Annotated in this window: 23 protein-coding genes; 6 read left to right on the forward strand and 17 right to left on the reverse strand. The window is 69.2% G+C overall.

The window, feature by feature from the left end; genetic code table 11:
- Positions 1-55 precede the first annotated feature (55 nt).
- Entirely contained in the window at positions 56-1,180 is a 1,125-nt protein-coding gene (locus AB0M01_RS30025) for a glycosyltransferase family 4 protein (protein WP_363675401.1), read from the forward strand.
- Here the strand turns inward: AB0M01_RS30025 and AB0M01_RS30030 are convergent.
- Positions 1,165-1,332 (reverse strand): DUF2613 family protein, encoded by a 168-nt coding sequence (locus AB0M01_RS30030; protein WP_363675403.1) that lies wholly within the window; start codon positions 1,330-1,332, stop codon positions 1,165-1,167. The two genes, AB0M01_RS30025 and AB0M01_RS30030, sit on opposite strands and share 16 nt — an antisense overlap.
- A 56-nt stretch (positions 1,333-1,388) precedes the next feature.
- On the reverse strand, positions 1,389-3,080 hold the full coding sequence (locus tag AB0M01_RS30035; protein WP_363675405.1) for a hypothetical protein: 1,692 nt from the start codon (positions 3,078-3,080) through the stop codon (positions 1,389-1,391).
- Between the two features lie 65 nt (positions 3,081-3,145).
- Between AB0M01_RS30035 and AB0M01_RS30040 the strand changes: the two genes are divergently transcribed.
- Together AB0M01_RS30040 and AB0M01_RS30045 are read left to right on the forward strand one after the other, a co-directional pair.
- Entirely contained in the window at positions 3,146-4,408 is a 1,263-nt protein-coding gene (locus AB0M01_RS30040; protein WP_363675407.1) for a polysaccharide biosynthesis protein, read from the forward strand.
- Between the two features lie 40 nt (positions 4,409-4,448).
- Positions 4,449-5,294 (forward strand): glycosyltransferase family A protein, encoded by an 846-nt coding sequence (locus AB0M01_RS30045; RefSeq protein WP_363675409.1) that lies wholly within the window; start codon positions 4,449-4,451, stop codon positions 5,292-5,294.
- Here the strand turns inward: AB0M01_RS30045 and AB0M01_RS30050 are convergent.
- The 3 genes from AB0M01_RS30050 to AB0M01_RS30060 are packed head-to-tail and all read right to left on the reverse strand — an operon-like array spanning position 5,220 to position 8,927.
- A complete protein-coding gene (locus tag AB0M01_RS30050; protein ID WP_363675411.1) occupies positions 5,220-6,200 on the reverse strand; it encodes an ABC transporter permease subunit in 981 nt (326 codons plus the stop codon). The two genes, AB0M01_RS30045 and AB0M01_RS30050, sit on opposite strands and share 75 nt — an antisense overlap.
- Before the next feature lie 4 nt (positions 6,201-6,204).
- Positions 6,205-7,143, reverse strand: coding sequence for a carbohydrate ABC transporter permease (locus AB0M01_RS30055; protein WP_363675413.1), 939 nt, complete (start codon positions 7,141-7,143; stop codon positions 6,205-6,207).
- 5 nt (positions 7,144-7,148) lie between these two features.
- Entirely contained in the window at positions 7,149-8,927 is a 1,779-nt protein-coding gene (locus tag AB0M01_RS30060; protein WP_363675415.1) for an extracellular solute-binding protein, read from the reverse strand.
- 226 nt (positions 8,928-9,153) lie between these two features.
- Between AB0M01_RS30060 and AB0M01_RS30065 the strand changes: the two genes are divergently transcribed.
- A complete protein-coding gene (locus AB0M01_RS30065) occupies positions 9,154-9,630 on the forward strand; it encodes an NUDIX domain-containing protein (RefSeq protein WP_363675417.1) in 477 nt (158 codons plus the stop codon).
- A gap of 113 nt (positions 9,631-9,743) precedes the next feature.
- Here the strand turns inward: AB0M01_RS30065 and AB0M01_RS30070 are convergent, their stop codons facing one another.
- From AB0M01_RS30070 to polA, 4 genes are all read right to left on the reverse strand, one after another.
- Positions 9,744-10,598, reverse strand: coding sequence for a helix-turn-helix domain-containing protein (locus AB0M01_RS30070; protein ID WP_363675419.1), 855 nt, complete (start codon positions 10,596-10,598; stop codon positions 9,744-9,746).
- Positions 10,599-10,607: 9 nt separating this feature from the next.
- Positions 10,608-11,471, reverse strand: a complete 864-nt coding sequence (locus AB0M01_RS30075) for an alpha/beta fold hydrolase (protein ID WP_363675421.1) — start codon at positions 11,469-11,471, stop codon at positions 10,608-10,610.
- A 75-nt stretch (positions 11,472-11,546) separates the two neighbouring features.
- Complete coding sequence (locus AB0M01_RS30080) at positions 11,547-12,218, reverse strand: hypothetical protein (protein ID WP_363675423.1); 672 nt, start codon at positions 12,216-12,218, stop codon at positions 11,547-11,549.
- A gap of 111 nt (positions 12,219-12,329) precedes the next feature.
- Complete coding sequence (gene polA / locus AB0M01_RS30085; RefSeq protein WP_363675425.1) at positions 12,330-15,032, reverse strand: DNA polymerase I; 2,703 nt, start codon at positions 15,030-15,032, stop codon at positions 12,330-12,332.
- An 87-nt stretch (positions 15,033-15,119) separates the two neighbouring features.
- On the opposite strand from polA, the gene AB0M01_RS30090 reads away from it, so the two are divergent.
- Positions 15,120-15,542 carry a hotdog fold thioesterase gene (locus tag AB0M01_RS30090; RefSeq protein WP_363675427.1) on the forward strand — a complete coding sequence of 141 codons (423 nt, stop codon included), beginning with the start codon at positions 15,120-15,122 and terminating at the stop codon, positions 15,540-15,542.
- On the opposite strand, the gene AB0M01_RS30095 is transcribed toward AB0M01_RS30090, so the two are convergent.
- Positions 15,505-16,146, reverse strand: coding sequence for a GNAT family N-acetyltransferase (locus tag AB0M01_RS30095; RefSeq protein ID WP_363675429.1), 642 nt, complete (start codon positions 16,144-16,146; stop codon positions 15,505-15,507). The two genes, AB0M01_RS30090 and AB0M01_RS30095, sit on opposite strands and share 38 nt — an antisense overlap.
- A 150-nt stretch (positions 16,147-16,296) precedes the next feature.
- On the opposite strand from AB0M01_RS30095, the gene AB0M01_RS30100 reads away from it, so the two are divergent.
- Positions 16,297-17,037, forward strand: a complete 741-nt coding sequence (locus AB0M01_RS30100; protein ID WP_363675431.1) for a DUF554 domain-containing protein — start codon at positions 16,297-16,299, stop codon at positions 17,035-17,037.
- A 63-nt stretch (positions 17,038-17,100) separates the two neighbouring features.
- On the opposite strand, the gene AB0M01_RS30105 is transcribed toward AB0M01_RS30100, so the two are convergent.
- The 7 genes from AB0M01_RS30105 to AB0M01_RS30135 all read right to left on the reverse strand — a co-directional run bounded on the left by AB0M01_RS30105 (position 17,101) and on the right by AB0M01_RS30135 (position 25,158).
- The gene (locus tag AB0M01_RS30105; RefSeq protein ID WP_363675433.1) at positions 17,101-17,817 is read right to left on the reverse strand and encodes an ABC transporter ATP-binding protein; all 717 of its coding nucleotides are present in this window, start codon (positions 17,815-17,817) and stop codon (positions 17,101-17,103) included.
- A complete protein-coding gene (locus AB0M01_RS30110; RefSeq protein ID WP_363675435.1) occupies positions 17,814-18,692 on the reverse strand; it encodes an ABC transporter ATP-binding protein in 879 nt (292 codons plus the stop codon). The genes AB0M01_RS30105 and AB0M01_RS30110 overlap by 4 nt, the downstream gene beginning before the upstream one ends.
- On the reverse strand, positions 18,689-20,383 hold the full coding sequence (locus tag AB0M01_RS30115; RefSeq protein ID WP_363675437.1) for a branched-chain amino acid ABC transporter permease: 1,695 nt from the start codon (positions 20,381-20,383) through the stop codon (positions 18,689-18,691). The genes AB0M01_RS30110 and AB0M01_RS30115 overlap by 4 nt, the downstream gene beginning before the upstream one ends.
- On the reverse strand, positions 20,380-21,714 hold the full coding sequence (locus AB0M01_RS30120) for a branched-chain amino acid ABC transporter permease (RefSeq protein ID WP_363675439.1): 1,335 nt from the start codon (positions 21,712-21,714) through the stop codon (positions 20,380-20,382). The genes AB0M01_RS30115 and AB0M01_RS30120 overlap by 4 nt, the downstream gene beginning before the upstream one ends.
- A gap of 55 nt (positions 21,715-21,769) precedes the next feature.
- Positions 21,770-23,011 carry a branched-chain amino acid ABC transporter substrate-binding protein gene (locus AB0M01_RS30125; protein ID WP_363675441.1) on the reverse strand — a complete coding sequence of 414 codons (1,242 nt, stop codon included), beginning with the start codon at positions 23,009-23,011 and terminating at the stop codon, positions 21,770-21,772.
- 353 nt (positions 23,012-23,364) lie between these two features.
- Entirely contained in the window at positions 23,365-24,288 is a 924-nt protein-coding gene (locus tag AB0M01_RS30130) for a branched-chain amino acid ABC transporter substrate-binding protein (protein WP_363675443.1), read from the reverse strand.
- 282 nt (positions 24,289-24,570) lie between these two features.
- Positions 24,571-25,158: a response regulator gene (locus tag AB0M01_RS30135; RefSeq protein WP_344170138.1), complete on the reverse strand. Its 588-nt coding sequence runs from the start codon at positions 25,156-25,158 to the stop codon at positions 24,571-24,573.
- Between the last annotated feature and the right edge of the window lie 9 nt (positions 25,159-25,167).

The raw sequence follows: 25,167 nt of genomic DNA on the forward strand, positions 1-25,167 counted from the left end.
GTAACCTCGCGCCCCATTACCCGGGGGTAAGTTCGTCGAGGGTGGGGGTTGTGGAGTGCGTGCACAGAGCGTGCTGTTGCTGAACTGGCGGGACACCACGAATCCGGAGGGCGGGGGCTCCGAACGGTACGTGGAGGAAGTGGCAAGAGGCCTTGCTGCACTGGGCTGGCGGGTCACCGTGCTGTGCGCGGCCTACCCCGGCAGCACGCGCGAGGCCAGGCGGCACGACGTCCGGTACGTGTACCGGGGCAGCAAGGTCACCGTGTACCTCCGGGGGCTGCTGCACACGGTGCTGCGCGGCCCGGACCGCGTGGTGGACGTGCAGAACGGATTGCCATTCTTTACCCGCCTCGTACGTCGTACCGGGGTGGTCGTGCTGGTGCACCACGTGCACGAGGAGCAGTGGCAGGTGGTCTACCCCGGTTGGCGAGGCCGCTTCGGGTGGTGGCTGGAGTCACGGGTCGCGCCGAGGCTCTACCGGGACTGCCGGTACGTCACGGTGTCCTCGGCGTCGCGGGACGAACTGGTTGCCCTCGGCGTCGACCAGCAGCGGGTGGACGTCGTGCACAACGGCACCGACCCGGCACCGGCCCGGCAGGTCGAGCAGGCCGCCGTACCGACGGTGGTGTGCGTCGGTCGGATCGTGCCGCACAAGCAGGTCGAGCACGCGGTCGACGCGATCGCCGCAGCGCGCACTGTGCTCCCCGACGCGCGACTGGTTGTCGTGGGCTCCGGCTGGTGGGAGGACTCGCTGCGCGAGTACGTCGACTCACTGGGGCTGCAGGACGCGGTGGAGTTCCGCGGCCACGTCAGCGAGGCCGACAAGCACGCGGCGTACGACGAAGCGTGGGTGCAGGCCCTGCCGAGCCTGAAGGAAGGCTGGGGGCTGGTCGTCGGCGAGGCCGCCGGTCACGGCGTACCGACTGTTGCCTATCGCAGTGCGGGCGGTCCGACCGAGTCGGTGCGGGACGGGGTGTCAGGAGTGCTGGTGGACGACCCCGCGGAGTTCAGCGCGACGATCACCGCGCTGCTGCTGGACGAGAGCCGGCGACGGGCCCTGGCGGCCGGTGCGCTGGCCAGCGCGGGCAGCTACACCTGGGCCGCCACGGCGACCGCGTTCGACCGGGTCCTGACCGGCCGGCCGGCTCTCGAACCGCAGCGGTCCTACTTGTTCCCGTAGGCCACGATCGGCACGTCGGCCTGGCCCTGAGCCGCCTCGGGGCCGGGCTTGGCCGGGTCTTCCTGCACGGACTGGACCACCCCGATGACCGCGGCCGACGCGATCCCCGCCCCCGCGAGCACCGCGATGACAGCACCGATCAAAGCTCCCATGAAACGTGTCCCCTCCTCGAAGTAAACCGAAGAGTAACAACGAGCCGCCCTGTCGGCTAGAGCTTGGATCGGACGCGTTGGACGGCCGGGAGGGCGGTCAGCAGAGTGACCACCAGGACGGCGGCTGCGGCGATCCACGCGGCAGCGACGAGCACGACCCGCCAGGCCGGGAGGCGCTGCTCCCGGGGCGTCCCGTCCAGGCGGAACACGCTGACCGTCGGACCGGTGTACGCCTCGGTCAGCCGCGGGATCAGCTGCCGCGGCTGCGGCCCGCCGGCCTCCCGGTCGACCACTATCCACCCGATCCCTTGCCGCAGCAGCTCCGGCGACGGATCAGCACCAGTCCGTACGGCGGTCCGCAGCGCGTTGGCGACAGCCGCCGCGCGCGGGTCCTCCCCGGCGAGCCGGTTGCCGCCGACGATCAGCTCGTCGGGGACCACCGCGGGCTTGTCGAAGTAGCGCGGCATCGGGTCGAGTACTGGACGGTGGCCGTTCCAGCTCGGGGCCCGGTAGGACTCGAACGGCCAGGGCATCAGGTCACCGGTCTGCGAGTCGGCTCCGAGCACCAGGCGAGCCTGCTCCCAGTCAGCCGGGTACTGCGAGACGCGGAAGCCACCACCGACCAGCTGCGGCAGCGCAGCCAGCGGCATCAGCGCGGCCGTCGCACCGACCAGCCAGGGCAGCGGCGCGACCCGCAGCAAGGCAGCGACCGCAGCGCCGAAGCCGATCGCCTGCAGCAGCACCAGCGGTCCCAGGTAGCGCTGGCCATCGCGGAACAGTCCAGCGCCAGGCACATGCGCAACCACCCACGAGAACGGCTCGGCCGCCACGACCCCGGCCATCGCGATCACCAGCACGACACCCGCCGCCACAACCAGCGCTGCTGCGAGCCTTTCAAGTCGGCACCACAGAACAACACCGACGCAGGCGATCAGGAGCATGGCGAAAGCCACCACCAGCGGCACCAGGTCGCCCCGCCGCGAGGGGACCACGTTGGCGTTCCACACCCCGCCCAGCGTGAGCAGCGTCGGCACCACTCCCCCGTAGCCCTCGTCACGCGCAGCGAAGGCCGACACCGACGCCGGGTCGGTCGTCGCGACCGACGTACGAGCCAGGCCGGCGACGATCCACGGCAGGTTGAGCACGACGGCAGCGACCAGCGGGCCTGGTCTGCGCCCGTTCGGCCACAGCAGGATGAGCCCGGCGACCAGGAGCCCGACGATGCCGCCCGACGCCGTCAGCGCGCAGAGCGCTGATGCCAGCAGGAACCCGACCCAGCCCTCGCCTCGCCGGAGGCGCAGAGCCGATCGGACCAGCCACGGCAGAGCGGCGTACCCGAGCAGGAGCGCCCAGGCGCCGAGGCGGAACCGCTCGGCGACGTACGGGTTCCAGACGAACAGTGTGGTCGCGACCGCGCCGGCCAGTGGTCCACCGAGGCGCAGCTCCCGCCAGAGCGCCGTCAGCCCGAGACCAGCCAGCAGCGGGACCGCGACGAGGACCAGTTTGTTCAGCACCTGGCCACCGGTCAGCTCGTCCAGCACGGCCACCACGACGTCCGAAGGAACTGCGCGCGGTAAGGCAGTTGTGACACCGAAGAGGTCACGCCGTAGCGTGAGGTCCGGCACGAACACCAGGTCGTAGCCGACCACGTACCCCGGAGCGAGCAGCGGAGCGGTGATCAGCACAGTGAGCAGCACCGGCCAGGCCCACGGCAGTGCCCGGGCCAGCCGGTTGGTTCCCCCCTCCACGACCGCCTCCTCGCAGTACTCTCTTCCAGCGCAACCTACCGACCCACCAGCAGAACAGAAGCCGCATGACCTCTGAGACGACTCCCGATCAGCAGCCGGCCGCCCCCAAGCTGGCCTTCCTCCGCAGCGCCACGGTGGTCGCCGTCGGGATGGCCATCATGAACGTGGCTGCCTACGGTTTTACCCTGGTCGCGGTGCACCGGCTGATCCCCGAGCAGTTCGGCGCCGTCACCGCCCTGCTCGGACTGCTGCTGATCGGCAACGTCGCCTCCCTGGGGCTGCAGGCCTCCGGCGCCCGCCGGATCGCCACCCACACCGGTCCCGGCGAGGCCGCGCTGGCCGACAGCATGCTGAAGGCCGGCCGCCGGGCCGCCCTCGGCCTGACCGCCGTCTGCCTGGTGGCGACGCCGCTGATCATGTGGTTGCTGCACATCGACTCGATCATCGCCGCTGTGATGGTCGCACCGACACTGGGTTTTCTGACCGTGATGGGCTCCCAGCTCGGCGTCCTCCAGGGCGGCCAGAACTGGACCGAGCTGGCGGCCGTCTACACCTCCACCGGCGTGGGCCGGTTGGTCTTCGGCGGCGGCGCGCTGTTCGTGCACCCGAGCGTCACCTCGGCGATGATCGGGCTCGCGCTCGGCGCCGCCGTACCGGCCCTGCTCGGCACGTTCCTGCTGCGCGGTTCGACCGGCGGGACGATCGAGCAGGTCAAGGAGGTGCTGCGTGAGACCGTGCACGGCACCCACACGCTGCTCGCGTTCTTCGTGATCGCGAACGCGGACGTGCTGCTCGCGCGCGGTCTGCTCGACTCCAAGGACAGCGGGTACTACGCGGCCGGCGTGATCGTCGCGAAGGCGTGCCTGTTCCTGCCGCAGTTCGTGATCGTGATCGTGTTCCCGTCGCTGGCGAGCAGCCCCGGCGACACCCAGCGCCTGCGCCGAGCCATCCAGGCCGTCGCCGCGCTCGGTGTCTGCACGGTGCTGGGCGCGCTGATTCTCCCCGACCTCGTCGTGAAGATCGTCGGCGGCCCCGACTACGCCCCCGTCGGCCCGATCGCCTGGCTGTTCGCGCTCGCTGGTTCGTCGTACGCCGTCCTCCAGCTGGTCGTCTACGCCGCGATCGCCCAGCAGGAGAAGCGCGCCGCCCTGCTGATCTGGATCGGCCTGGCCAGCCTGGCCATCGCCACCCTGATCATCCTCGGCGCCGACATCGCCACCGGCATGACCGGCGTCAAGGTCCTGGTCGCCATGACCAGCACCTGCGCCCTGGCCCTGTCGATCGCTCTCGCCACCGGCCTGCACCGCCAGAGCAGCACCGCCGAGTAATTCACCCGCACGATCCGCATCCGGCAGCTAGCCTCGCCGGATGCGGATCTGCGTCCTCACGGTCAACCACGCCACCACGCCGTACGCCGAACTCCTGCTCGCATCGCTCCAGCACCACCACGACCGTGACGACCTGGACGTCGTCGTCCTCGACAACTCCTCCACCGACCTCGATCGCCTGGACCGCTTCCCCACCGTCCAGGTCGTCCAGACCGGCTACACGACCACGCGCACCCTCACCACCCACGGTGAGATCCTCCGCGACGCGGTGCTCGCGCGACCGGCGTACGACGCCTTTCTGTTCGTCGACTGCGACGTCTGCTTCGTCGTCGACGGCACCATCGACGCGCTGGCCGCGGAGCTGGCGGCCGATCCGGAGGCATTCGCGGTCCAGGCGCGTTGGTTCACCCACGACGGCGGCGAACTGCCGGCTTCGGGCGAGGACTCGCACCCGACCACCTACATCCGCGAGTCCGTACGGCGTTCGCCCGACGACGAGTGGTCCGACCCGGCCGAGTACTCGGTCGAGATGCGGCTGACCGATCGGGTGCATCCGTTCTGTGCGCTGATCCGCAACGACGACGCGTTCCGCCGTACGGTCGAGCATCTCGGGCTGTCGCCCGCGGTGGTGCAGGCCGAGCGCGGCGGCAAGTGGTGGGACACGCTCGGCCTGCTCACGCAGGTGATGAAGACGCACGGGAAGCACTGGGTGCTGTCGGAGCAGGGCGTCATCCACTTCGGGAACGTCAGCTGGAGCTCCGACTGGGCGGTCGAGAAGGCGGCCGCCCGGGATCGGTTGCTGGCCCGCTACTCACCAGAGGCTGGACTTGGCGAAGCGGCGGGCCAGCGTGTTGGCGAGGACGAGCAGGACCAAACCGACGAGTGAGCGGAACAGGCCGATCGCGGCGGCGTAGCTGAACTGCGGGATCTGGGAGACGAAGCCGAGTTTGTAGACGTAGGTGTCGATCACCTCCGACGTTTGGAGGTTGAGGGGGTTCTGCAGCAGCAGGACCTTTTCGAAGCCGACGGACATGATCGAGCCGATGTTGAGGATCAGCAGGATGACCGCGACCGGGCGGATCGCCGGGAGGTCGACGTGCCAGACCCGGCGCAGTCTCGAGGCGCCGTCGACGATGGCAGCTTCGTGCTGCTCGGGTGAGACGGCGGTCAGCGCGGCCAGGTAGATGATCGCGGAGAAACCCATCGTCTGCCACGCGGCCGACCACACGTACAGGTGCCGGAACCAGTCCGGATTGCTGAGCACCTCGACCGGCCCGATGCCGAGCAGGCCGAGGACCTGGTTCACCACGCCGGTGTTCGGGTCGACCAGGACGACGATCAGCCCGACCACCACGACCGTGGAGATGAAGTGCGGCGCGTAGGTGATCATCTGCACCGACCGCCGGTACCAGCGCCGCCGCGCGAGATTGAGGCCGAGGGCAAGGATGATCGGCAGCGGGAACGTCACCAGCAGCTCGTAGCCGTGCAGCACCAGCGTGTTCTTGATCAGCCGCCAGAACTGGTACGACTCCGCGAACCGCTCGAAGTGCTTGAACCCGACCCAGCGGCTGCCGAGGATCCCGTCGATCACGTTGTAGTCCTTGAACGCGATGATCGCGCCGTACATCGGCCAGTAGGCGAAGATCCCCAGCCAGATCAGCGGCAGCGCGAGCATCGCGTACAGCTGCCAGTTCTTCTTCATCCGGGCACCCAGGCTGGTCGGGTGCTTACGGGACGGCGTACCGGCCACCGGCGTCGCGGTGGCGGGGCGCTCAACAGTCTGCGTGGCCATGGCGTCAGCCCTTCAGCGAGCCGACCATGGCCCCCTTGACGAAGTGCTTCTGCACAAAGGGGTAGACCAGCAGGGGTGGGATGGTGGCGATCACGATCAGCGAGAACTTCAGCTGCTCCTGGAGCTCCTTCATCCGCAGCAGCTCGGCGACGTCGCGGACCTGCGACGGGTCGACGTTGCTCTGGACAAGGATCTGGCGCAGCACCAGCTGCAGCGGGAACAGGTGCTCGCTGGTCAGGTAGATCAGCGCGTTGAACCACGAGTTCCACTGCGCGACGGCGTAGAAGAGCAGGTTGACCGCGATGATCGGTTTGCTCAGCGGCAGCACCACCCGCCAGAAGAACCCGATGTCGCTGCAGCCGTCGACCCGCGCCGACTCGGCCAGCTCCTCGGGGATCGTGGTCTGGAAGTAGGTGCGGGTGATGATCACGTTCCAGACCGCCATCGCGGTCGGCAGGATCATCGCCCAGCGGGTGTCCAGCAGCCCGGTCCGGTCGACCACCAGGTAGTTCGGGATCAGCCCGCCGTTGAACATCATCGTGAACAGGAACAGCCCGAGGATCAGCCCCTTCCCGGGCAGGTCCCGGCGCGACAGCGGGTACGCCGCCAGCAGCGTGAGCACGGTCGCGAGCAGCGCGCCGCCGATCGCGTAGACGACCGAGTTGCCGAAGCCGCGGACGATGCCGTCGTAGTCGAAGATCGACCGGAACGACTCCAGGCTGAGCCCGACCGGCCACAGCCAGACCTCGCCGGACTGGACGTTCTTCGGTTCGCTGAACGCCGCGCTCAGCACGTAGACCAGCGGGTAGAGGACCGCGAGCGAGAACAGCCCGAGCGCGGTGTAGTTGCAGATCAGCACGATCCGGTCGGCGCGGGTCTCCTTCACCGCGGCCGGCAGGTAGTCGTCGGACTCGCGCTCCGGTGCGGCCTGGGTCGTCGTCATCGCCCTCACCCCTGGAAGCTCTCGTAGGCGGCCTGCTGGATGTCGAGGTACGGGCGCAGCCCGATCTTGTCGAGCCGGCCCAGGTAGTCGTTCCACTGGCCGTCGTCGGCCGGGTCGGCCTTGCCGGTGACGAACCGCGCCATCGTCTGCACCACCTCGCCGCTCAGGTCGAGCAGCAGCGACGCGTCGAGCGCGGCCTGGTCACCCTCCAACGCGACCGGCGGGAACTGCTGCTCGATCGGTTCGGCGTACGGGAAGTAGCGGTCCCGGGTCTGCTCGTACAGCGGCTTCTCGAACGTCGGTTTGGTCGGGTCGACGCGTTCGGACAGCCGGAAGTCGCCGGAGCGGTAGTTGGGGTTGCGCTGCGCCCAGGTGTCCTTGGTCTTGTCCGGCGCCCAGGTCCCGGAGATACCGAACAGCGCTTGCTTGCCGCTGATCGCCTTGTCGCCGCGCTTGGCGAAGCTCCAGCTGCCCGGGCCGGCGTACGCCGCCATCATCACCTCGAGGTCGAGCTGGAAGTCGGCCCACTTCACCAGCAGGTCGGGCCGGCGGCACCTGCGGGTGATCACCAGCCGCGGGTCGAAGCCGGTGTAGTGGTCCCAGTTGGCGACCCGGAAACCGTCGGGGCCTTCCAGCGGCGCCAGCGCCTCGTAGTCGTGCCAGCGCGCGTTCGGGTCCTCGACGTCGACGTCCATCGCGGTGCCCCAGTAGTTGCCCTGGAAGACGCCGAGCAGCGAGCCGTCCTTGTTCGTGCCGGCCCGCTGCAGCTGCTCGGCGGTCATGCTGAACGCGTCGCGGTTGAGCAGGCCTTCGGCGTACAGGGTGCGCAGGTACTTGAGGCCCTCGCGCCAGCCGTCCTGCGCGTACGCCGTCTTGACCTTGCCGCCGTCGACCACCAGCCAGGGCGAAGCCGGGTTGTAGAGGAACGCGTTCATCACGAACTTGTCGACGGTGACCTGGTTGGTGCCGTCCTCCTTGTAGCCGACGAACGGCAGGGTCCGTCCGCGGCCGGCCGGGTCGGCCTGCTTGAACGCCCGCAGGACCTCGCGGAACTCCTCGGTGGTCTTCGGCATCGCCAGGCCGACCTGCTTGAGCCAGCGGGTGTTGATCCAGGTCCGCGACTTGCTCGCCCGGCAGTGGTAGCAGTCGTTGAAGGACGGGTAGGTGTAGACGCCGTCGTCCGGGGAGGTGGACAGCTTCTTGGCCAGCGGGTAGTCGCGGAACATCTGCTGCAGGTTCGGGGCGTACTTCTCGGTGTACTTCGTCTGGTCGACGAACAGGTTCTGCGCGCCGTACAGGTAGAGCTGCGACGGGCTGAACTTCACGCCCATGAAGGCGTCCGGGATGTCACCGGCCGCGATCATGGCGTTCACCTTGATCATCACGTCCTCGTCGGCGCCGGCCACCTGGCGGAACTCGATGGTGATGCCGGTGCGCTGCTCGAGCCACTTGGTGAACTTGTTGCTCGACCAGTCGCCGACGGTCAGGTCCTGCGGGACCACGACGACGAACTTGGTCGGCTCGGTGACGATCGGGCCGAGCTTGCGGGCCACCGGGCCGACGTAGCCGTCGGGGTACGGGATACCGCCGGTCTTCGGGCCGGGCGTGACCGGCGGAGCCGCGAGACTCTCCGGGCTCGCCCCGACCGCCTCGTCCGGACCGCAGCCGCTGAGCAGACCAGTGGTGGTCGCCGCGGTCAGTCCGACCGCGCCGACGACGAAGCTGCGCCGCCGGATCGGTACTGCCGGCTGCTTCGAGGGAGTGCTCCTCACTGCTGGTTGCATGCCGCCTCCCAGGCGGAGCCTCGAGGACTCCATGAGATATCCGATAGGATCCAGGATTCTTTGGCAGGTGAGGATGGCACAGATCGGTACAGCCCGAAAGGGCTCGCTGTCACCGTCCGTGGATTCGGGGTCAACTGGCGGTGATTTCCAATGAAACGTTCACCATCTGCACTGAACCGTTTCACTTTCTTGCGGCAAGTAACCGTGCCCTGAGTAGGGTCGAGCCATGACGACGCCGAAGTTCATCCTCGCGCTGCGCGAGAAGATCGGTCACGATCTGTTGTGGATGCCCGGGATCACCGCGGTCGTGCTCGACGACGCCGACCGGATCCTGCTGGTCCGCCGCGCCGACAACGGCCGTTGGTCCCTCCCGGCCGGCATCCTCGAGCCCGGCGAGCAGCCCGCCGAGGCGATCGTTCGCGAGATCCACGAGGAGACCGCCGTCCACACCGTCGTCGACCGCCTGGTCCGCGTCGAGTCGCTCCCGCCGACGGCGTACCCGAACGGCGACCAGGTCCAGTACCTCGACCTCTGCTTCCGCTGCCACCCGGTCGGCGGCGAGGCGTGCGTCAATGACGACGAGTCGCTGGAGGTCGCCTGGTTCCCGCTGACCGACCACCCCGAGCTCCACCCGCGCGAAGACCTCTGCATCGCCGCGGCGTTGGCGAACGACCCGTCCCCGGTGCTGGTCTCCAGCCACTGACCGACCGGCGGCTCCGCCGGTCGGGGTACCGATCGAGCTCCAGCGCCTCGTCATACGTCGGACTCGTCGGACCGGTGGTCCCCTCGGCCCGGCTCTCCTCTCCCCGCGACCAGCTAGACCGGCCTGGGCCCCAGCGGCGGGCCGGCCGGCCACGCGATGTCGTCGATCGCGAGCCACGGCGCGACGGACACCGCCGCGGGAGTCAGCCCGGTGAACGACTTGACCTCGCGGTGCAGGTGGGACTGATCGACGTAGCCGCTCTCGACCGCGACACCGGCGGCGGCCTGACCCGCCGCGAGAAGGCGGGCGGCGTGGTCGAACCGCACCAGCCGGGCGGCACGTTTGGGCGTGATCCCGAGCTGCCCCTGGAACCGGGCCGACAGCCGCTTCCGGCTCCAGCCGACCTCGTCCGCGAGACCCTCGACCCGCACCCGTCCCCGGCTGGCGCGCGTCTGCCGCCAGGCGAAGGCGACCTCCGGGGCAACTGTTCGCCGGCCGCCCAAGCGCCGGCCGAGCAGATCCGCCGCGATCGTGAATCGTTCGTCCCACGACGCGGCGGCACGCAGCCTGTCCTCGGTCCGCTCGGCGTCGCGGCCCCAGACCTCCTCGAAGGGCACCACCGCCCCGGTCAGCTCGGTCGCCGTACCGAGCACGACGGCCGCTGCCGCAGGCTCCAACCGGATCTGGAGGCACTCGCCGACCCGGCCACCGGCCCGGAGGGCACCGGGCAGGAGCCCGATCACCGCACTGCCGCGGATCTCCCGGCCATCGCCCCGGTGGACGAGGCCCTCGCCGTCGCTCAGGTCGATCAGCAAGGTAACGGACGGATGCGCGACCATCGCGATGTCCAGGGACTCCGGGCCACGGTGGCCGAACCCGGCCATGCTGACCCCTGGCAACCGATCCGGCGAGCGCGGGACGGCGACGTCCACCAGAGACCAGTCGAAGGACGCCGCTGTCGACAGCATGTGGGCAGCCTAGACCTCGTCGACAGCGCGAGGTGAGCGCTCTGTAGCGACCGGCTCGACCCGCGCTCCACCCGCTGCCGCGAAGTCGAGCAGCAACTCGCTGGTCGCCTCCGGCGCTTCGAGCATGGGCAGGTGGCCGACGCCGGGCAGCTGCACGACCTGCGCGCCCGGCACCGCGTCGTACTGATGCACCGACGACGGGTCCCACCGCGGGTCGTTGGCGCCGAAGACGGCCAGTACGGGCACGCCGAGCGCGGCGAGTCGCTCGGGCACACTCCGCTCGGCGAGGTACTCGGTGTTCCGGCGCAGCACGGTCCTGAACGTTCGGTACGACGTACCCCGCAGCTCGGCGACCAGGTCGTCCGGGACCTCCACCGGACGAGCAGCTGTCGCCCCGATCCCCTTGCGGATCATCGCGTCCGAACGCCTCGCCCACAGCAGCGGGCCGAACGGCGGACCCAGCAGCACCCGGAGGACGAGCGGCTGCGGAAGCAGCGCGTCGAGGCTCGGCCCGGTGCTGACCAACGCGATCGACCCCACCAGGTCGGGCCGCTGCTCGGCCAGCGCCGTGGCGACATAGCCGCCGCTGGAGTGTCCGACCACGATGACGGGCCCGAGACCGACGTGATCCAGGTGCGCCGCCACCTGCACCGCCTGGTCGAGTACGCCGTACGACACCGCGGGCGGCGACTGCCCGCAGCCCGGGAGATCGACCCGGAGGACGTGATGACGACCGGCCAGTGCCGGCACCATCGGGCTCCAGGTGCCGCCCGAGGCTCCGGACCCGTGGATCAGCAACAGCGGCGGCGCCTGCCGAGGACCGTCGTGGACCACATGCATTGCGGGGAGCTGCGCAACGGCGTACTGGTTCATACGAGCGATGATGCGCGAGGCGCCGGCCATCGGTCTTGGACAAATGTCGTCGCCGAGTCGGCGGACTGGCGACGCCTAGTTCTTCGTCCGAAGGGCCTGCTGGAGGGTCTTCGACCAGCGCTCGGAGCTGGTGGGCTCCCGCTCGAGCCGGTCGGCGATCCGGCGGCGGATCTCCGGGGTGCGGCCGCGCTCGACCAGGCGGGTGGCTTCGGCGAGGGCGAACCGGGCCTGGGCCGATCGCGGCGGGATCGCCACGTCGGGGTCGTTCCACCGGGTCCGGCGGAAGGAGCGTGCGGTCTTCGCCTGGATGTTGCCGAAGTAGCTCCAGACCCGCCCGTCCAGCGACACGTTCCGGATCGCCGACGCCGGCAGCTCGCCGGTCCACGCCGCGGACTGCTGCCAGCGCCAGGTCTTCGGGCTGGTCTTGTCCCGCCAGGTGATCCCGACGAAGTGCAACTGCCGCCGGATCACGTCCCACTGGGCGCGGTCGTCGTCGATCCACTCACGCAGTACGGCGTACAGGTTGCCGAAGGTCGACCCCTGGTAGACCAGGTCGACGAAGACTGTCGGCCCTCCGCGCATCAGGTCGGCGGGCGCGAGCCCGGCTGCGGTGAGGTTGGTCCGCAGCTGCCGAAGCTCGGCGGGATTGAACGCCTGCCCGTCGTAGCCGTAGAGCGACAACGGCAACGGACGCAGACGATCCTGCCAAGCAGTGCCTGCGAGGGCGCCGCTCAGCAGGTCGTACAAGCTGTCGACCGATCGCCCGACGAAGTACAGGTCTCCCCCGGCCGCGGCGCGACCTCGCCCGAGTCCCCGCCCCGAGAGCTCGTAGGCGGGGATCCAGCATCGCTCATCGACTCAGTGCGCCGCTTCGTGCCACGTACGCCCCACACCGACCGAGACATCCAGCGGGACCGCCATCTCCACCGCGGCGCCCATGTTCTCCCGGACCAGCGCCTCCAGCGTCTCGCGTTCGCCCGGGGCGATCTCGAAGACCAGTTCGTCGTGGACCTGCAGCAGCATCCTGGACTTCAGGCCCGACGAGCGCAGCGCGGTGTCGACCTTCAGCATCGCCATCTTGATCACGTCGGCGGCCGAGCCCTGGATGGGGGCGTTGAGGGCCATCCGCTCGGCCATCTCGCGGCGCTGGCGGTTGTCGCTGGTCAGGTCGGGCAGGTAGCGGCGGCGGCCGAGGATGGTCTCGGTGTAGCCGCTCTTGCCGGCCTCGAGCACGATGCTGCGCAGGTAGTCCCGCACCCCACCGAAGCGCTCGAAGTACTCGTCCATCAGGCCCTTGGCCTCGTCGACGCCGATCTTCAGCTGCTGACTCAACCCGTACGCCGACAGCCCGTAGGCCAGCCCGTAGTTCATCGCCTTGATCTTGGCCCGCTGCTCCTGCGTCACGTCGGCAGCCTCGACCGAGAACACCCGCGCGGCGGTCACCGAGTGGAAGTCCTCGCCGGAGTTGAACGCCGAGATCAGGCCCTCGTCCTCCGACACGTGCGCCATGATCCGCATCTCGATCTGGCTGTAGTCGGCCGACATCAGCGCCTCGAACCCCTCGCCGACCACGAAGGCCTCGCGGATCCGCCGGCCCTCCTCGGTCCGGATCGGGATGTTCTGCAGGTTCGGGTCGGTCGAGCTGAGCCGCCCGGTCGCCGCGATGGTCTGGTTGAACGTGGTGTGGATCCGCGCGTCCTTGGGGCTGATCGTCTTCAGCAGTCCCTCGACGGTCTGCCGCAGCCGGGTCGCGTCGCGGTGCGCCAGCAGGTACGCCAGGAACGGGTGCTCGGTCTTCTCGAACAGCGACTGCAGCGAGTCCGCGTCGGTGGTGTACCCGGTCTTGGTCCGCTTGGTCTTCGGCATCTGCAGCTCGTCGAACAGCACCACCTGCAGCTGCTTGGGCGACCCGAGGTTGATCTCCTTCCCGATCACCTCGTACGCCGAAGCCGCCGCGTCCCTAACCCCGGTCGCGAACCGCTCCTCGAGCTGCTCCAGGTACGGCCGGTCGACCGCGATCCCGTCCCGCTCCATCGCCGCGATGACATCGATGAGCGGCAGCTCGACATCGGCCAGCAGCGCCGTACCGGCCTGCTTCTCCAGCTCCGCGTCGAGCGTGTCGGCGAGATCGGCGATCGCCCGCGCGCGCAGCATCGTCGCGTCGGCGGCCGGGCCGCCCTCGACGTCGTCGAAGCTGAGCTGCCCGTTGTCGGCCTCCTCGGTGCGCAGCTCGCGCTTGAGGTACCGCACGGTCAGGTCGGACAGGTCGTACGACCGCTGGTCCGGACGCGCCAGGTAAGCACTCAGCTGGGTGTCCGACGTCAGCCCCGCCAGCGTCCACCCGCGCTCGAGGAACCCGAGCAGCGGGCCCTTCGCGTCGTGCAGGGCCTTCGGCTGCGCCGCGTCGGCGAGCCAGGCCTGCCAGGCCGCGTCGTCATCCGGGGTCAGCGCCGCCGGGTCGAACCAGGCGGCAGCCCCCGAGGAGGTCGCCAGCGCGAGCCCGGTGATCTCACCGGTCCCCCGGCCCCAGGAACCCTGCACCGCAACGCCGGTCCGCGCACCGGTCGACACGTGCTCCTTGATCCAGGCCGCGACCTCGCCCGGCTTCAGCTGCGTGCCCTCGAGGTCGAAGCCCTCCTCGATGGTCTCCTCGACCTGCTCGTGCTCGGCGACCAGCCGCTCGCGCAGCACCCGGAACTCCAGGCTGTCGAACAGCGTGTGCACCTTGTCGCGGTCCCACGGGTGCCGGACCAGGTCGTCGACGGCGACGTCCAGCGACAGGTCGCGGACCAGCTCGTTGATCTGCCGGTTCCGGATCACGTCGGACAGGTGCTCGCGCAGCGACTCGCCGGCCTTGCCCTTGATCTCGTTGACCCGGTCGATCACGTCGTTCAGCGAGCCGAACTGGTTCAGCCACTTCGCCGCGGTCTTGTCACCGACCCCCGGTACGCCGGGCAGGTTGTCGCTCTTCTCGCCGACCAGCGCGGCCAGGTCGGGGTACAGCCGCGGCGGGATGCCGTACTTCGCCTCGACGGCCGCCGGGTCCATCCGGGCGATCTCGGAGACGCCGCGCTTGGGGTACAGCACGGTGATGTTGTCGTTGACCAGCTGGAAGGAGTCCCGGTCGCCGGAGCTGATCAGCACCTCGAAACCCTGCTCGTCGGCCTGCGTGGCCAGCGTCGCGATGATGTCGTCGGCCTCCCAGCCGTCGATCTCGGTGGTCGGGATCCGGAGCGCCTCCAGCACCTCCTTGACCAGCGAGACCTGCCCCTTGAACTCGTCCGGCGACTTCGAGCGGCCGGCCTTGTACTCGGTGTACTGCTCGGAGCGGAAGGTCTTGCGGGACACGTCGAAGGCGACGCAGATGTGCGTCGGCTGCTCGTCGCGCAGCATGTTGATCAGCATCGAGGTGAACCCGTACACCGCGTTGGTGTGCTGACCTGTGGTGGTGGAGAAGTTCTCCACCGGCAGCGCGTAGAACGCCCGGTACGCGAGCGAGTGCCCGTCCAGCAGCAGGATCCGCGGCCGGGGCGAGTCGCCCGTCGCGGGGTCCTTGGTCATCGTCGGAGTGTCAGTTTCTGGAGCCACGTACCGACTCTAGTGGTTGCCGCCGACAGTTCTGTCACAACCGCGAAGTAGTCTGCGCGAATGAGCGATCAGAGCACCGCGCTCCCCCCGGGGATGGACGTCGAAGGCAGCCTGCTGAGCCTGATGGGCATCGTGGTCACCGAGGCGTCGCCCGAGCGCGTCGTGGCGACCATGCCGGTCAAGGGCAACACCCAGCCGTACGGGCTGCTGCACGGCGGCGCGTCCTGCGTGCTGGCCGAGAGCCTGGGCTCGATCGGCTCGGCGATGCACGCGGCCCAGTACGGCAAGGTCGCGGTCGGCGTCGACATCAACGCCACCCACCACCGGGCCGTCCGCGAGGGCGTCGTCACCGGTGTCGCGACGCCGGTCTACCTGGGGCGCACCACCACGACGTACGAGATCGTCGTCTCCGACGACCGCGGCAAGCGGATCTGTACGGCGCGGATCACGTGCCAGCTGATCCAGGCTCCGCCGGAACGGTGACGTCCGGTTCGGGCTCCGCCTGAAAGGTGAGCTCGGGGTGCCGGCCGAGCTGAGCGCGGCGGGCGATCACCGAGCGGCGTGACGACAGCATCGCCAGCAGGTTCGGCGCGTGGTCGGCGGCGAGCCTGCGCCGTACGGCGTGCGTCCCGGCGAACCGCAGCACGGCGGCCTGGCTCAGCCCGAGCCGGGCCAGGAAGCGGTTGGCCTCCCGGGCGATCGACGGCGCGACGACACCGAGGTACGGGCAGCTCTCGTGCTCGGCCCAGGCCGCGGCCTCGGCGACCAGCGCCTTGCCCAGTCCGTGCCGCCGGGCGTGGTCGGTGACGTGGAGGTACTCCACGGTCATCGTGTCCTCGGGGTGCAGCGGGCTGATCGGCGTCCGCCGCAGGTAGACCATCGCGCTGACCCGGCCGTCCAGCTCACCGACGACGAGCCGGCCCGCCGGGTCGTCGTCGAGCCGGGCGATCGACGCGCGGACCGACTCCGGCGTCGGGGTCGGCAGCACTCGCTGGTGCCCGGTGCCGGTCGACATCTCGCCCCACAGCGTCACCAGGGCAGCGGCATCGTCGGGGCGTGCGTCGCGCACCTCGATGGCAGCTGCCACGTCGGCCTCCTGGTCTTGATCCACCCCCGAGGTGAACAGGACTGGGCGGATACGCTCGTCCCCGCGCAACAGTAGGGCTTCGGCGGTCGGTTGCAAAGCGACGCGACCACCCCCACACCGGCTGTGATCGCCGGCGATCGGAGAGCACGCTTGTTCATCGGAATCGGCACCGTCGTGAACGTCGCGACGGTCCTCGTCGGCTCGGTCCTCGGCGTCCTGATCGGGCACCGGCTGCCCGGGCGGACCAGAGACCTGGTCACCGACGCCCTCGGCCTGGTCACGCTGCTGATCGCTGTCACGTCAGCACTGACGGTCGGCGACGCCGCGCTCAGCGACGCGGTCGGCGACAGCGCTCCGGTGCTGATCGTGCTCGGCGCGATGCTGATCGGCGGGATCGCCGGCTCGCTGCTGCGGATCGAGGAACGGCTGGAGGGCTTCGGCAGCTGGCTGCAGCACCGGTTCAGCCGCGGCGAGGGCGAGAGCACGTTCGTCGAGGGGTTCGTGACGTCGTCGATGGTGTTCTGCGTCGGCCCGCTGACCTTCCTGGGCGCGCTGTCCGACGGTCTGGGCCGCGGCGCCGACCAGCTGTTCCTCAAGGCGGTGCTGGACGGCTTCGCGTCGATCGCCTTCGCCGCCTCGCTCGGCTGGGGCGTCGCGGCGTCCGCGCTCGTCGTACTGGTCATCCAGGGGCTCATGACGGCCGTGGGCGCCCTGCTGGGCGACGTACTGCCCGAGGCGCACGTGACGGCTCTCGGCGCCACTGGCGGGCTGCTGCTGATCGGTGTGGCGCTCCGGCTGCTCAAGATCAAGCAGGTCGCCGTGGCCGACCTGCTGCCGGCGCTGATCGTCGCGCCGCTGCTGGTCCAGCTGCTGGTTGTCGTCCGCAACTGATCGGTTGCTGACAGCAAAGAGCCCCGGCTCGGTGAACCGGGGCTCCTCGTCGTACCGGGTGGGTCAGTCCTCGCCGAGGTACGCCTTCCGTACGTCGTCGTTGACCAGCAGCTCGCGGCCGGTGCCCTGGACGACGATCTTGCCGACCTCCAGGACGTAGCCGAAGTCGGCGCGCTTCAGCGCCGCCTGCGCGTTCTGCTCGACCAGCAGGATCGTCGTGCCCTGCTTCTGCAGCTCGGTGACGGTCGTCATGATCCGCTTCATCATGATCGGCGACAGGCCCATCGAGGGCTCGTCCAGCATCAGCAGCTTGGGCCGGCTCATCATCGCCCGGCCCATCGCCAGCATCTGCTGCTCACCGCCGGAGAACGTCCCGGCCGGCTGCTTGCGCCGCTCCCCCAGGATCGGGAACAGCTCGTACGCCGCGTCCAGGTCGGACCGGACCGCCGCCGCGTCGTTGCGGGTGAACGCCCCGAGCATCAGGTTCTCCTCGACCGACAGCCGGGGGAAGATCCGCCGGCCCTCGGGCGAGTGCGCCAGGCCCATCGTGACGATGTCGTGGGCCGGGACGTCGTCGATCCGCTGACCCTGGAACAGGATCTGGCCCGACGTCGGGCGCAGCAGCCCCGAGATGGTCCGCAGCGTGGTCGTCTTGCCGGCGCCGTTGGTGCCGATCAGCGACACCACCTGGCCCTGCTCGACGGAGAAGCTGATCTTCTTCACCGCGACGATCTTGCCGTAGGCGACCTCGAGGTCGCGGACCTCCAGCATCGCGGTCATCGGCCCTCCTCCTCAGCTGCGGGCGGAACGTCCTGCGGCCGGGTCCCGGCCACCGGTACGTCGTCCTCGTCGTCGTCCTCGCCGGTCCCGATGTAGGCCTCGATCACCCGCGGGTCCGACTGCACCTCGCCCGGCGAACCCTCGATCAGGGTCTCGCCGCGGACCAGGCAGAGCACCCGGTCGCAGAGGTTGAAGATGAACCGCATGTCGTGCTCGATCACGACCACCGACAGGCCCGAGTCGCGGATCTTGAAGATCAGCTCCATCGCCTGCCGGGTCTCCTGCGGGTTCATGCCCGCCGTCGGCTCGTCCAGCAGGATGAGCTTCGGGTCGGTGGCCAGCGCGCGGGCGATCTCGAGCCGGCGCTGGTCGCCGTACGGCATGTTGCGGGCCAGGTGCTCGCCGGACTTGCCGAGCCCGACGAACTCCAGCAGCTCCTGCGCGCGAGCGCGGGTGGCCGCCTCCTCGCGCCGGAACTTCGGGCCGCGCAGCACCGAGGTGAGCGCGCCCGAGCTGGTCCGGCAGTAGCGCCCGACCATCACGTTCTCCAGCGCCGTCATGTTCGCGAACAGCCGGATGTTCTGGAACGTGCGCGCCATCCCGGCCCGGACCACGGCCCGCGGCTTCGGCGGCAGCGCCGTGCCCTCGAACCGGACCTGGCCGCTGGTCGGCTTGTACAGCCCGGTCAGGCAGTTGAAGAACGTCGTCTTGCCGGCCCCGTTCGGGCCGATCAGACCGACGATCTCGCCCTCGCGGACGGTCAGGTTGACGTCGTTGACCGCCAGCAGACCACCGAACCGCATGGTCACCCCGGAGGCCTCCAGTACCGGCCGGCCGGTGCTCGGCGCGCTCGGCGCCGGTTCCGTGACGGTCATTTCGCCTCCTCGACCAGTTCGTGCTCGACCGCTTCGGCCAGCTCCTCGTCCTCTTCGTGGAACTCCAGCTGGCGGCGTCTGCTCGCGACCAGGCCCTCGGGCCGGAACCGCATCATGATCACCAGCAGCAGACCGAACAGCAGCAGCCGGTACTCCGAGAAGAACCGCAGCTTCTCCGGCAGCAGCTTCAGGATCGTCGCCCCGAGCAGCACACCGGCGATGGTGCCCATCCCGCCGAGCACGATCGCGGCGAGCAGGAACGCCGACTCCAGGAAGATGTACTGCCCCGGTGAGACCGCGACGTCCTGGTGCGCCTTCACCGTTCCGGCCAGACCGGCCAGGAAGGCACCGATCGCGAACGCCAGCAGCTTCAGGCCGAAGACGTTCACGCCCATCGCCTCGGCGGCCTTCTCGTCCTCGCGGATCGCCACCCAGCCGCGCCCGATCCGGCTGTCGTTGAGCCGGGAGAAGACCAGGATGATGAAGCCGATCAGGATCAGCAGCAGGAAGTAGTAGTTCGAGAACCGGCCGAGCTCCAGCCCCAGCACCGTGTGCGGCTTGCCGAAGTCGAAGCTGCCCAGCTGCAGGTCCGGGATGCCCGGGATACCGTTCGGGCCGTTGGTCAGCAGCGGACCGTTGTTGCCGTCCAGGTTGAACATCGCCAGCCGGAAGATCTCACCGAAGCCCAGCGTCACGATCGCCAGGTAGTCGCCGGAGACCCGCAGCGTCGGCGAACCGATGATCAGACCGAGCACCGCCGAGACGCAGCCACCGAGCAGGACCACGACGATGAACGGCGGGTTCCAGTCGATGGTCGCGAACGCCGACTCCGACAGCATCGCGGCGACGTACGCGCCGGAGCCGAGGAAGGCGATGTAGCCGAGGTCCAGCAGACCGGCCAGACCGACCACGATGTTCAGGCCCATCGCGGTGGCCGCGAAGATCAGCACCTGGGTGGCGATCGACATGTTCGCGTCCGAGCCGTTCTGGGTGAACGGGAAGAAGAACGCGACCGCGAACGACGCCAGCGTCAGCACCTTCTTGTGCCGCTGCCCGACGTGCCCGATCCAGGTCATCACGCCGGTCCGGAACAGCATCGCCACCACGGCGGCGATGAAGACCAGGCAGAGCACGAAGTTCCAGACGTCGCGCAGACCGAGCGCGTACGCCGCACCGAACAGCACCGCGGCCATCAGGATCGCGATCGACAGGATCTCGAACCAGCCCGGCAGCCGGGCCTCGCCGAGGTCGCGCAGCTCGCGGACCGGGACCATCCGGGACGAGACCAGCAGCGCGATCGAGCCGGCCAGCGACACGTAGCCGCCCGGGTTGACGTTGATCAGCCCGTCGGACTCGATCGAGATCGCCACGATCACCAGCACCATGAACAGTGCCGTGGTCAGGCCGAGCGCGCGCAGCCCGAGGGTCGCGTCGAGCCAGTGCCCGAGCCGCGTGGTCAGCGGGCCCTTCACCGCGAGCAGCAGGACCAGGGCGAGCACCGCGAGGATGATCGCCAGGATCTGCAGCGCACCGGGGTAGAAGTTGATCGAGAGGTCGCCCAGGATCGAGCCGTCGTAGCTCCAGGACAGGAACGACCCGATGATCAGCAGCGCCACCCCGGCGATGCCGAGCGGCCAGGCCGCGGCCGGAAGGGCCGGCGGCGCAGCCAGGATTTTCGTCGACTCACTCATGCGCGATCCACCACCCTTGCTCCGAGCAGGCCTTGCGGCCGGAACACCAGGACCAGGATCAGGATGACGAACGCCCAGACGTCCTTCCAGGAGCTACCACCGAACTGACCCGGGATGTACTGCGTGGCCAGCGACTCGACCACGCCGAGCAGCAGCCCACCCAGGACCGCGCCCTGGATGTTGCCGATGCCACCGAGCACCGCGGCGGTGAACGCCTTCAGACCCGCCAGGAAGCCCATCCGGTAGTCGATCAGGCTGTTCTGGACGCCCTGGGCCAGACCGGCCACGGCGGCCAGGACCGCACCGAGCGCGAACGCCACGACGATGATCCGGTCGACGTTGATGCCCATCAGCCGGGCGGTGTCCGGGTCCTGCGAGACCGCCTGCATGCCGCGGCCCAGCTTGGTCCGGTTGATGAAGTACCACAGCAGCACGGTGCAGACGACCAGCAGCAGCACGGTGAAGATCGCCGCCCGCTGGATGGTCACCCCGCCGACCTCGATCGCGGTCCCGGAGACCACGTCGATCGAGGGGAAGGTGGTGCGCTGCTTGCCGGTCGGCCAGTCGACGTGCTTGATCAGCTCCTGGTACACCAGCCAGAACAGCTCCAGGACCAGCGCGCCGGCCACGGCCGACTGCCAGATCGCGTCGCGCAGCGCGGTGGCCCGCTCGGCGGTGCCGCCGAACCGCGCCACCAGCAGGCCGACCGCCGTACCGACGACGGCGCTGACCAGGAAGAACACGATGCTCAGCAGCGGGTTGTAGTCCGGCTGGACGACCCGCAGGACGATCCACGCGGCCAGCGCCCCCGCACCCGAGCCGAGCAGCGGCGCACGGTCGCGCCACTTGGTCACCGGGTGGTTCAGGTTCACCTTGGTCCGGCGGCTACCGACCCAGTACGCCGCACCGACCGCGAGCAGCGCGAACACCGGCACGGTCCAGACCGGACGGTCGTAGAACAACCGGATGAACTCCTGCAGGAACACCGAGATACCGATCGCGGTGATCAGCGGTGCCAGCCGCGGCGCGTTCCGCAGGGGACGGTACGCGACACGTTCCATGGCCACCGCCGTACCGACCGAGGCCAGGATGGCGCCGACCAGCATCACCGGCAGGATCCACACACTGGTGTGTCCCTCGAAGAACAACAGGTACGTCGTCAGCGCGCCGAAGCCGCCGATCATGAACACCTCGCCGTGGGCGAAGTTGATCAGCTGCACGATGCCGTAGACGACGGTGTACCCGACCGCGATCAGGGCGTACAGCGATCCGAGACTCAGCCCGATCACGAGCTGCTGGAAGAACTGGTCCACGTCGACCTCCCAACTCATTTCCGACATGCCACGGGGGTGGGACCGCGTCCCACCCCCGCGTCATGAGGTCGACCTACTTGGTTTCGAAGTCCTTGGTCTGGACCGCGGTGAACTTGCCACCGGTGACCTTGTAGACGGTCAGGACCTTGGAGGTGGTGTCGCCGTACTGGTCGAAGGCGACCTTGCCGGTGACGCCGTCGAAGGAGACCTTGCCGAGCTCCTCGACGGTCTTCGGCCGGGCGGCCTCGACGCTGTCGGCGTCCTTCAGCGAGACCTTGAGCGCGGCGATGATCGCGTTCGCGGCGTCGTAGGAGTAACCGCCGTAGGCGGCGTACGGGTCGGCGAACTTCGCGGCCTCGTAGTCGGCGACGAACTTCTTGGCCGACGGCAGGGTGTCGACCGGGGCGCCGACCGAGGTGGCCAGGTCGTTCTCAGCGCTGGCGCCGGCCAGCTTGACGAACTCCGGGTCGTAGATGCCGTCGCCACCGAGCAGCGGGATGTTCAGGCCGGCGGCCTTCATCTGCTTGGACAGCGGGCCGGCCTGCGGGTACTGACCGCCGTAGTACAGCGCCTGCGGAGCCGACGGCTTGACCGCGGAGACGACGGCCTGGAAGTTGGTCTCGTCCTCGTTGATCGTCTCGGCCGCGACGACCTGGCCACCGAGCTTCTTGAACTCCTCGGTGAAGGTGCCGACCAGGCCCTGGCCGTAGGCGCGCTTGTCGTGGATCGTCGCGACCTTGGTGATCTTGGCGGTCTCGTACAGGTAGCGCGCGGCGAACGGACCCTGGACGGCGTCCGTGGTGCAGGTGCGGAAGTAGGTGGCGTAGGGCCGCTTCGGGTCCTTCTGCCAGTCCGCGCCCTGGGTCAGGCCCGGGCCGGTGTTGGCCGGCGAGACCTGGACGATGTTCTTCGGCGCCAGGATCGGCTGGACCTGCTGGCTCACGTCGGTGTTCAGCGTGCCGACCACGCCGATCACGTCGGGGTCCGACGAGACCGCGGTGGCGGCGTTCTTGCCGACGTCGGCCTTGCCCTCGTCGTCCTGCGGGGAGACCTCGAGCTTCCAGCCCGGGATCGCGTTGGACTCGTTGGCCTGCTTGACGGCCAGCTCGACCGAGTGCTGGATACCCAGACCAAGCGCCGACAGGTCGCCGGACAGCGGGGCGATGACGCCGATCTTGGCCGTCTTGGTCGCGTCGCCGGAGCCCCCGCCACCGTTGTCGTCACTGCGTGAACCGCAGGCAGTCAGGGCCAACGACGCAACGATCAGCGACGCGCCGACCCGTACTACGGAACGCTGGTGCACTGTTCCTCCCATGTCTGGATAGTCCGAGTGGATCCCCGGACCCCCGCGATTCCCGCGAGCACCCGCAGGTTAGACCCCGCTGAGCAGTCAAGGCGAACGTGACCCAGCGTGTGTTGTGAGGTCGTTACCGCTGTAAGCATCGTCCAGATCGGTAGGCACTGGCTTTGCCGGACGCGCTCACTCGGTGTGATCACAGGTCGCACCGAGAGCCACATTGACAACCAATGGGTGCCACCGGTATCCAGACAGTCACCACGCTGTGTGACGGCCGTCTCGTTCCTCGGACGGCGCCGTCGTTTGCGCCACGCCAGGACGGGTGGCGGAACCGCGCTTTTCGTGGCACGGCTCCGCCGGTTTGCCGGGTCCTACTTGGCCGGACCGAAGTCCTTCGTCTGCTGCGCGACCCACCGGTTGCCGGCGACCGTGTTCATGGTCAGCACCCGCGTGGTGGTGTCACCGAACCTGTCGAAGCCGACGTGACCGGTGACGCCCTCGAACGAGCTCTTGCCGATCGCGTCCACGGTCGCCTGCCGGGCCGACTCGACACTGTCGGCGGCCTTCAGCGTGGTCTTCAGGGCGTCGATGATCGCGTTCGCGGCGTCGTACGCCGTACCGCCGTACGGGGACATCGGGTCCTTGAAGCCGGCCTTGGCGTAGTCGGCGACGAACTGCTTGGCCGACGGCAGCTTCTCGACCGGGGCGCCGATCGAGGTCGCCAGGTCGTTGCTGCTGGCCGGTCCGGCCAGCTTGATGTACTGCGCGGCGAACGGGCCCTGGACCGCGTCGGTCGTGCAGGTCCGGAAGTAGGTGTCGTACTGGCGCTTCGGCGCGGTCTGCCACTTCGGACCCATCGACAGCGCGGGTCCGGTGTTGCCCGGTGAGACCTGCGCGATGTGCTGCGCGGCGAAGACCGACTGCATCTGCTGGCTGACGCCGGTGTTGTACGGGCCGACCACCGCGGCCAGGTCCGGGTCGGAGGCGAACTTGGTCGCCACGTTCTTGCCGACGTCCGGCTGGGCCTGGTCGTCCTCGGCGTCGACCTCGATCCGCCAGCCCGGGATCGCGTGCGCGGCGTTGGCCTGCTGCACCTCGAGCTGCACCGAGTTCCGGATGCCGAGCCCGAACGCCGAGATCTCCCCGGTGATCGGCCCGACCATGCCGATCTTCACCACCTTGTCCGCCGCCGCGGAGCCGTCCGCCGTACCGTTGCTGCGGGCCCCGCAGGCGGCCACCGCCAATGTTGCCGTCAGCAACAACCCGCCGAGTTTGAGCACCGGCCGCTGGTTCACTGTTCCTCGTGGATCCGCGTGATCCGGGACGACCGCACCCCTTCGCAGACTAGGCAGCCGAACCGGGGCGTAGCACGCTCAGCAGCCGCTCCCGACGGGTTCTTGCCAAGTCGGTTGCCCAGAGCAAACCAATCGGCACGGGAGGTGGTGGTGGGAGGTGGGAGAAAGCTGGTGGTGGGTGTTGGAGGCCGGGAGAAAGCTGATGGTGGGAGGAGGTGAAACCGATGGCGGGCGAAGCCGGTGGGAGGTGGTTCTGGGCGGGGGTTGAGGTGTCCTCGGTGCTCAGGACCCGGCTTCGTCGACGACGAGCTCGGCGACCTGCCGCATCGAGACCCGCTTGTCCATCGCGGTCTTCTGGATCCACCGGAACGAGTCCGGCTCGGACAGCCCGAACTTCGTCTGCAGCACCGACTTGGCCCGGTCGACCAGCTTGCGCGTCTCCAGCCGCTCCGACAGGTCGGCGACCTCACGCTCCAGCTCCGCCAGCTCGACGTACCGGCTGGCCGCGATCTCGATCGCCGGCAGCAGGTCGGCCTTGGAGAACGGCTTCACCAGGTACGCCATCGCCCCCGCGTCCCGCGCCCGCTCGACCAGCTCCCGCTGCGAGAACGCCGTCAGCATCAGCACCGGAGCGATCCGCTCCCCCGCGATCTTCTCCGCCGCACTGAGCCCGTCCAGCTTCGGCATCTTCACGTCCAGGATCACCAGATCCGGCCGATGCTCGACCGCCAGCCGAATCGCCTCCTCGCCGTCACCCGCCTGCCCGACGACGTCGTACCCCTCCTCAGCCAGCATCTCGGCCAGGTCCATCCGGATCAGAGCTTCGTCCTCGGCGATCACCACACGCTTAGCAGTCACACCGGACACCATATCGACCTC

Origin of the sequence: Kribbella sp. NPDC051770, assembly GCF_040681455.1 — a bacterium.
Taxonomy (GTDB): Bacteria; Actinomycetota; Actinomycetes; order Propionibacteriales; family Kribbellaceae; genus Kribbella.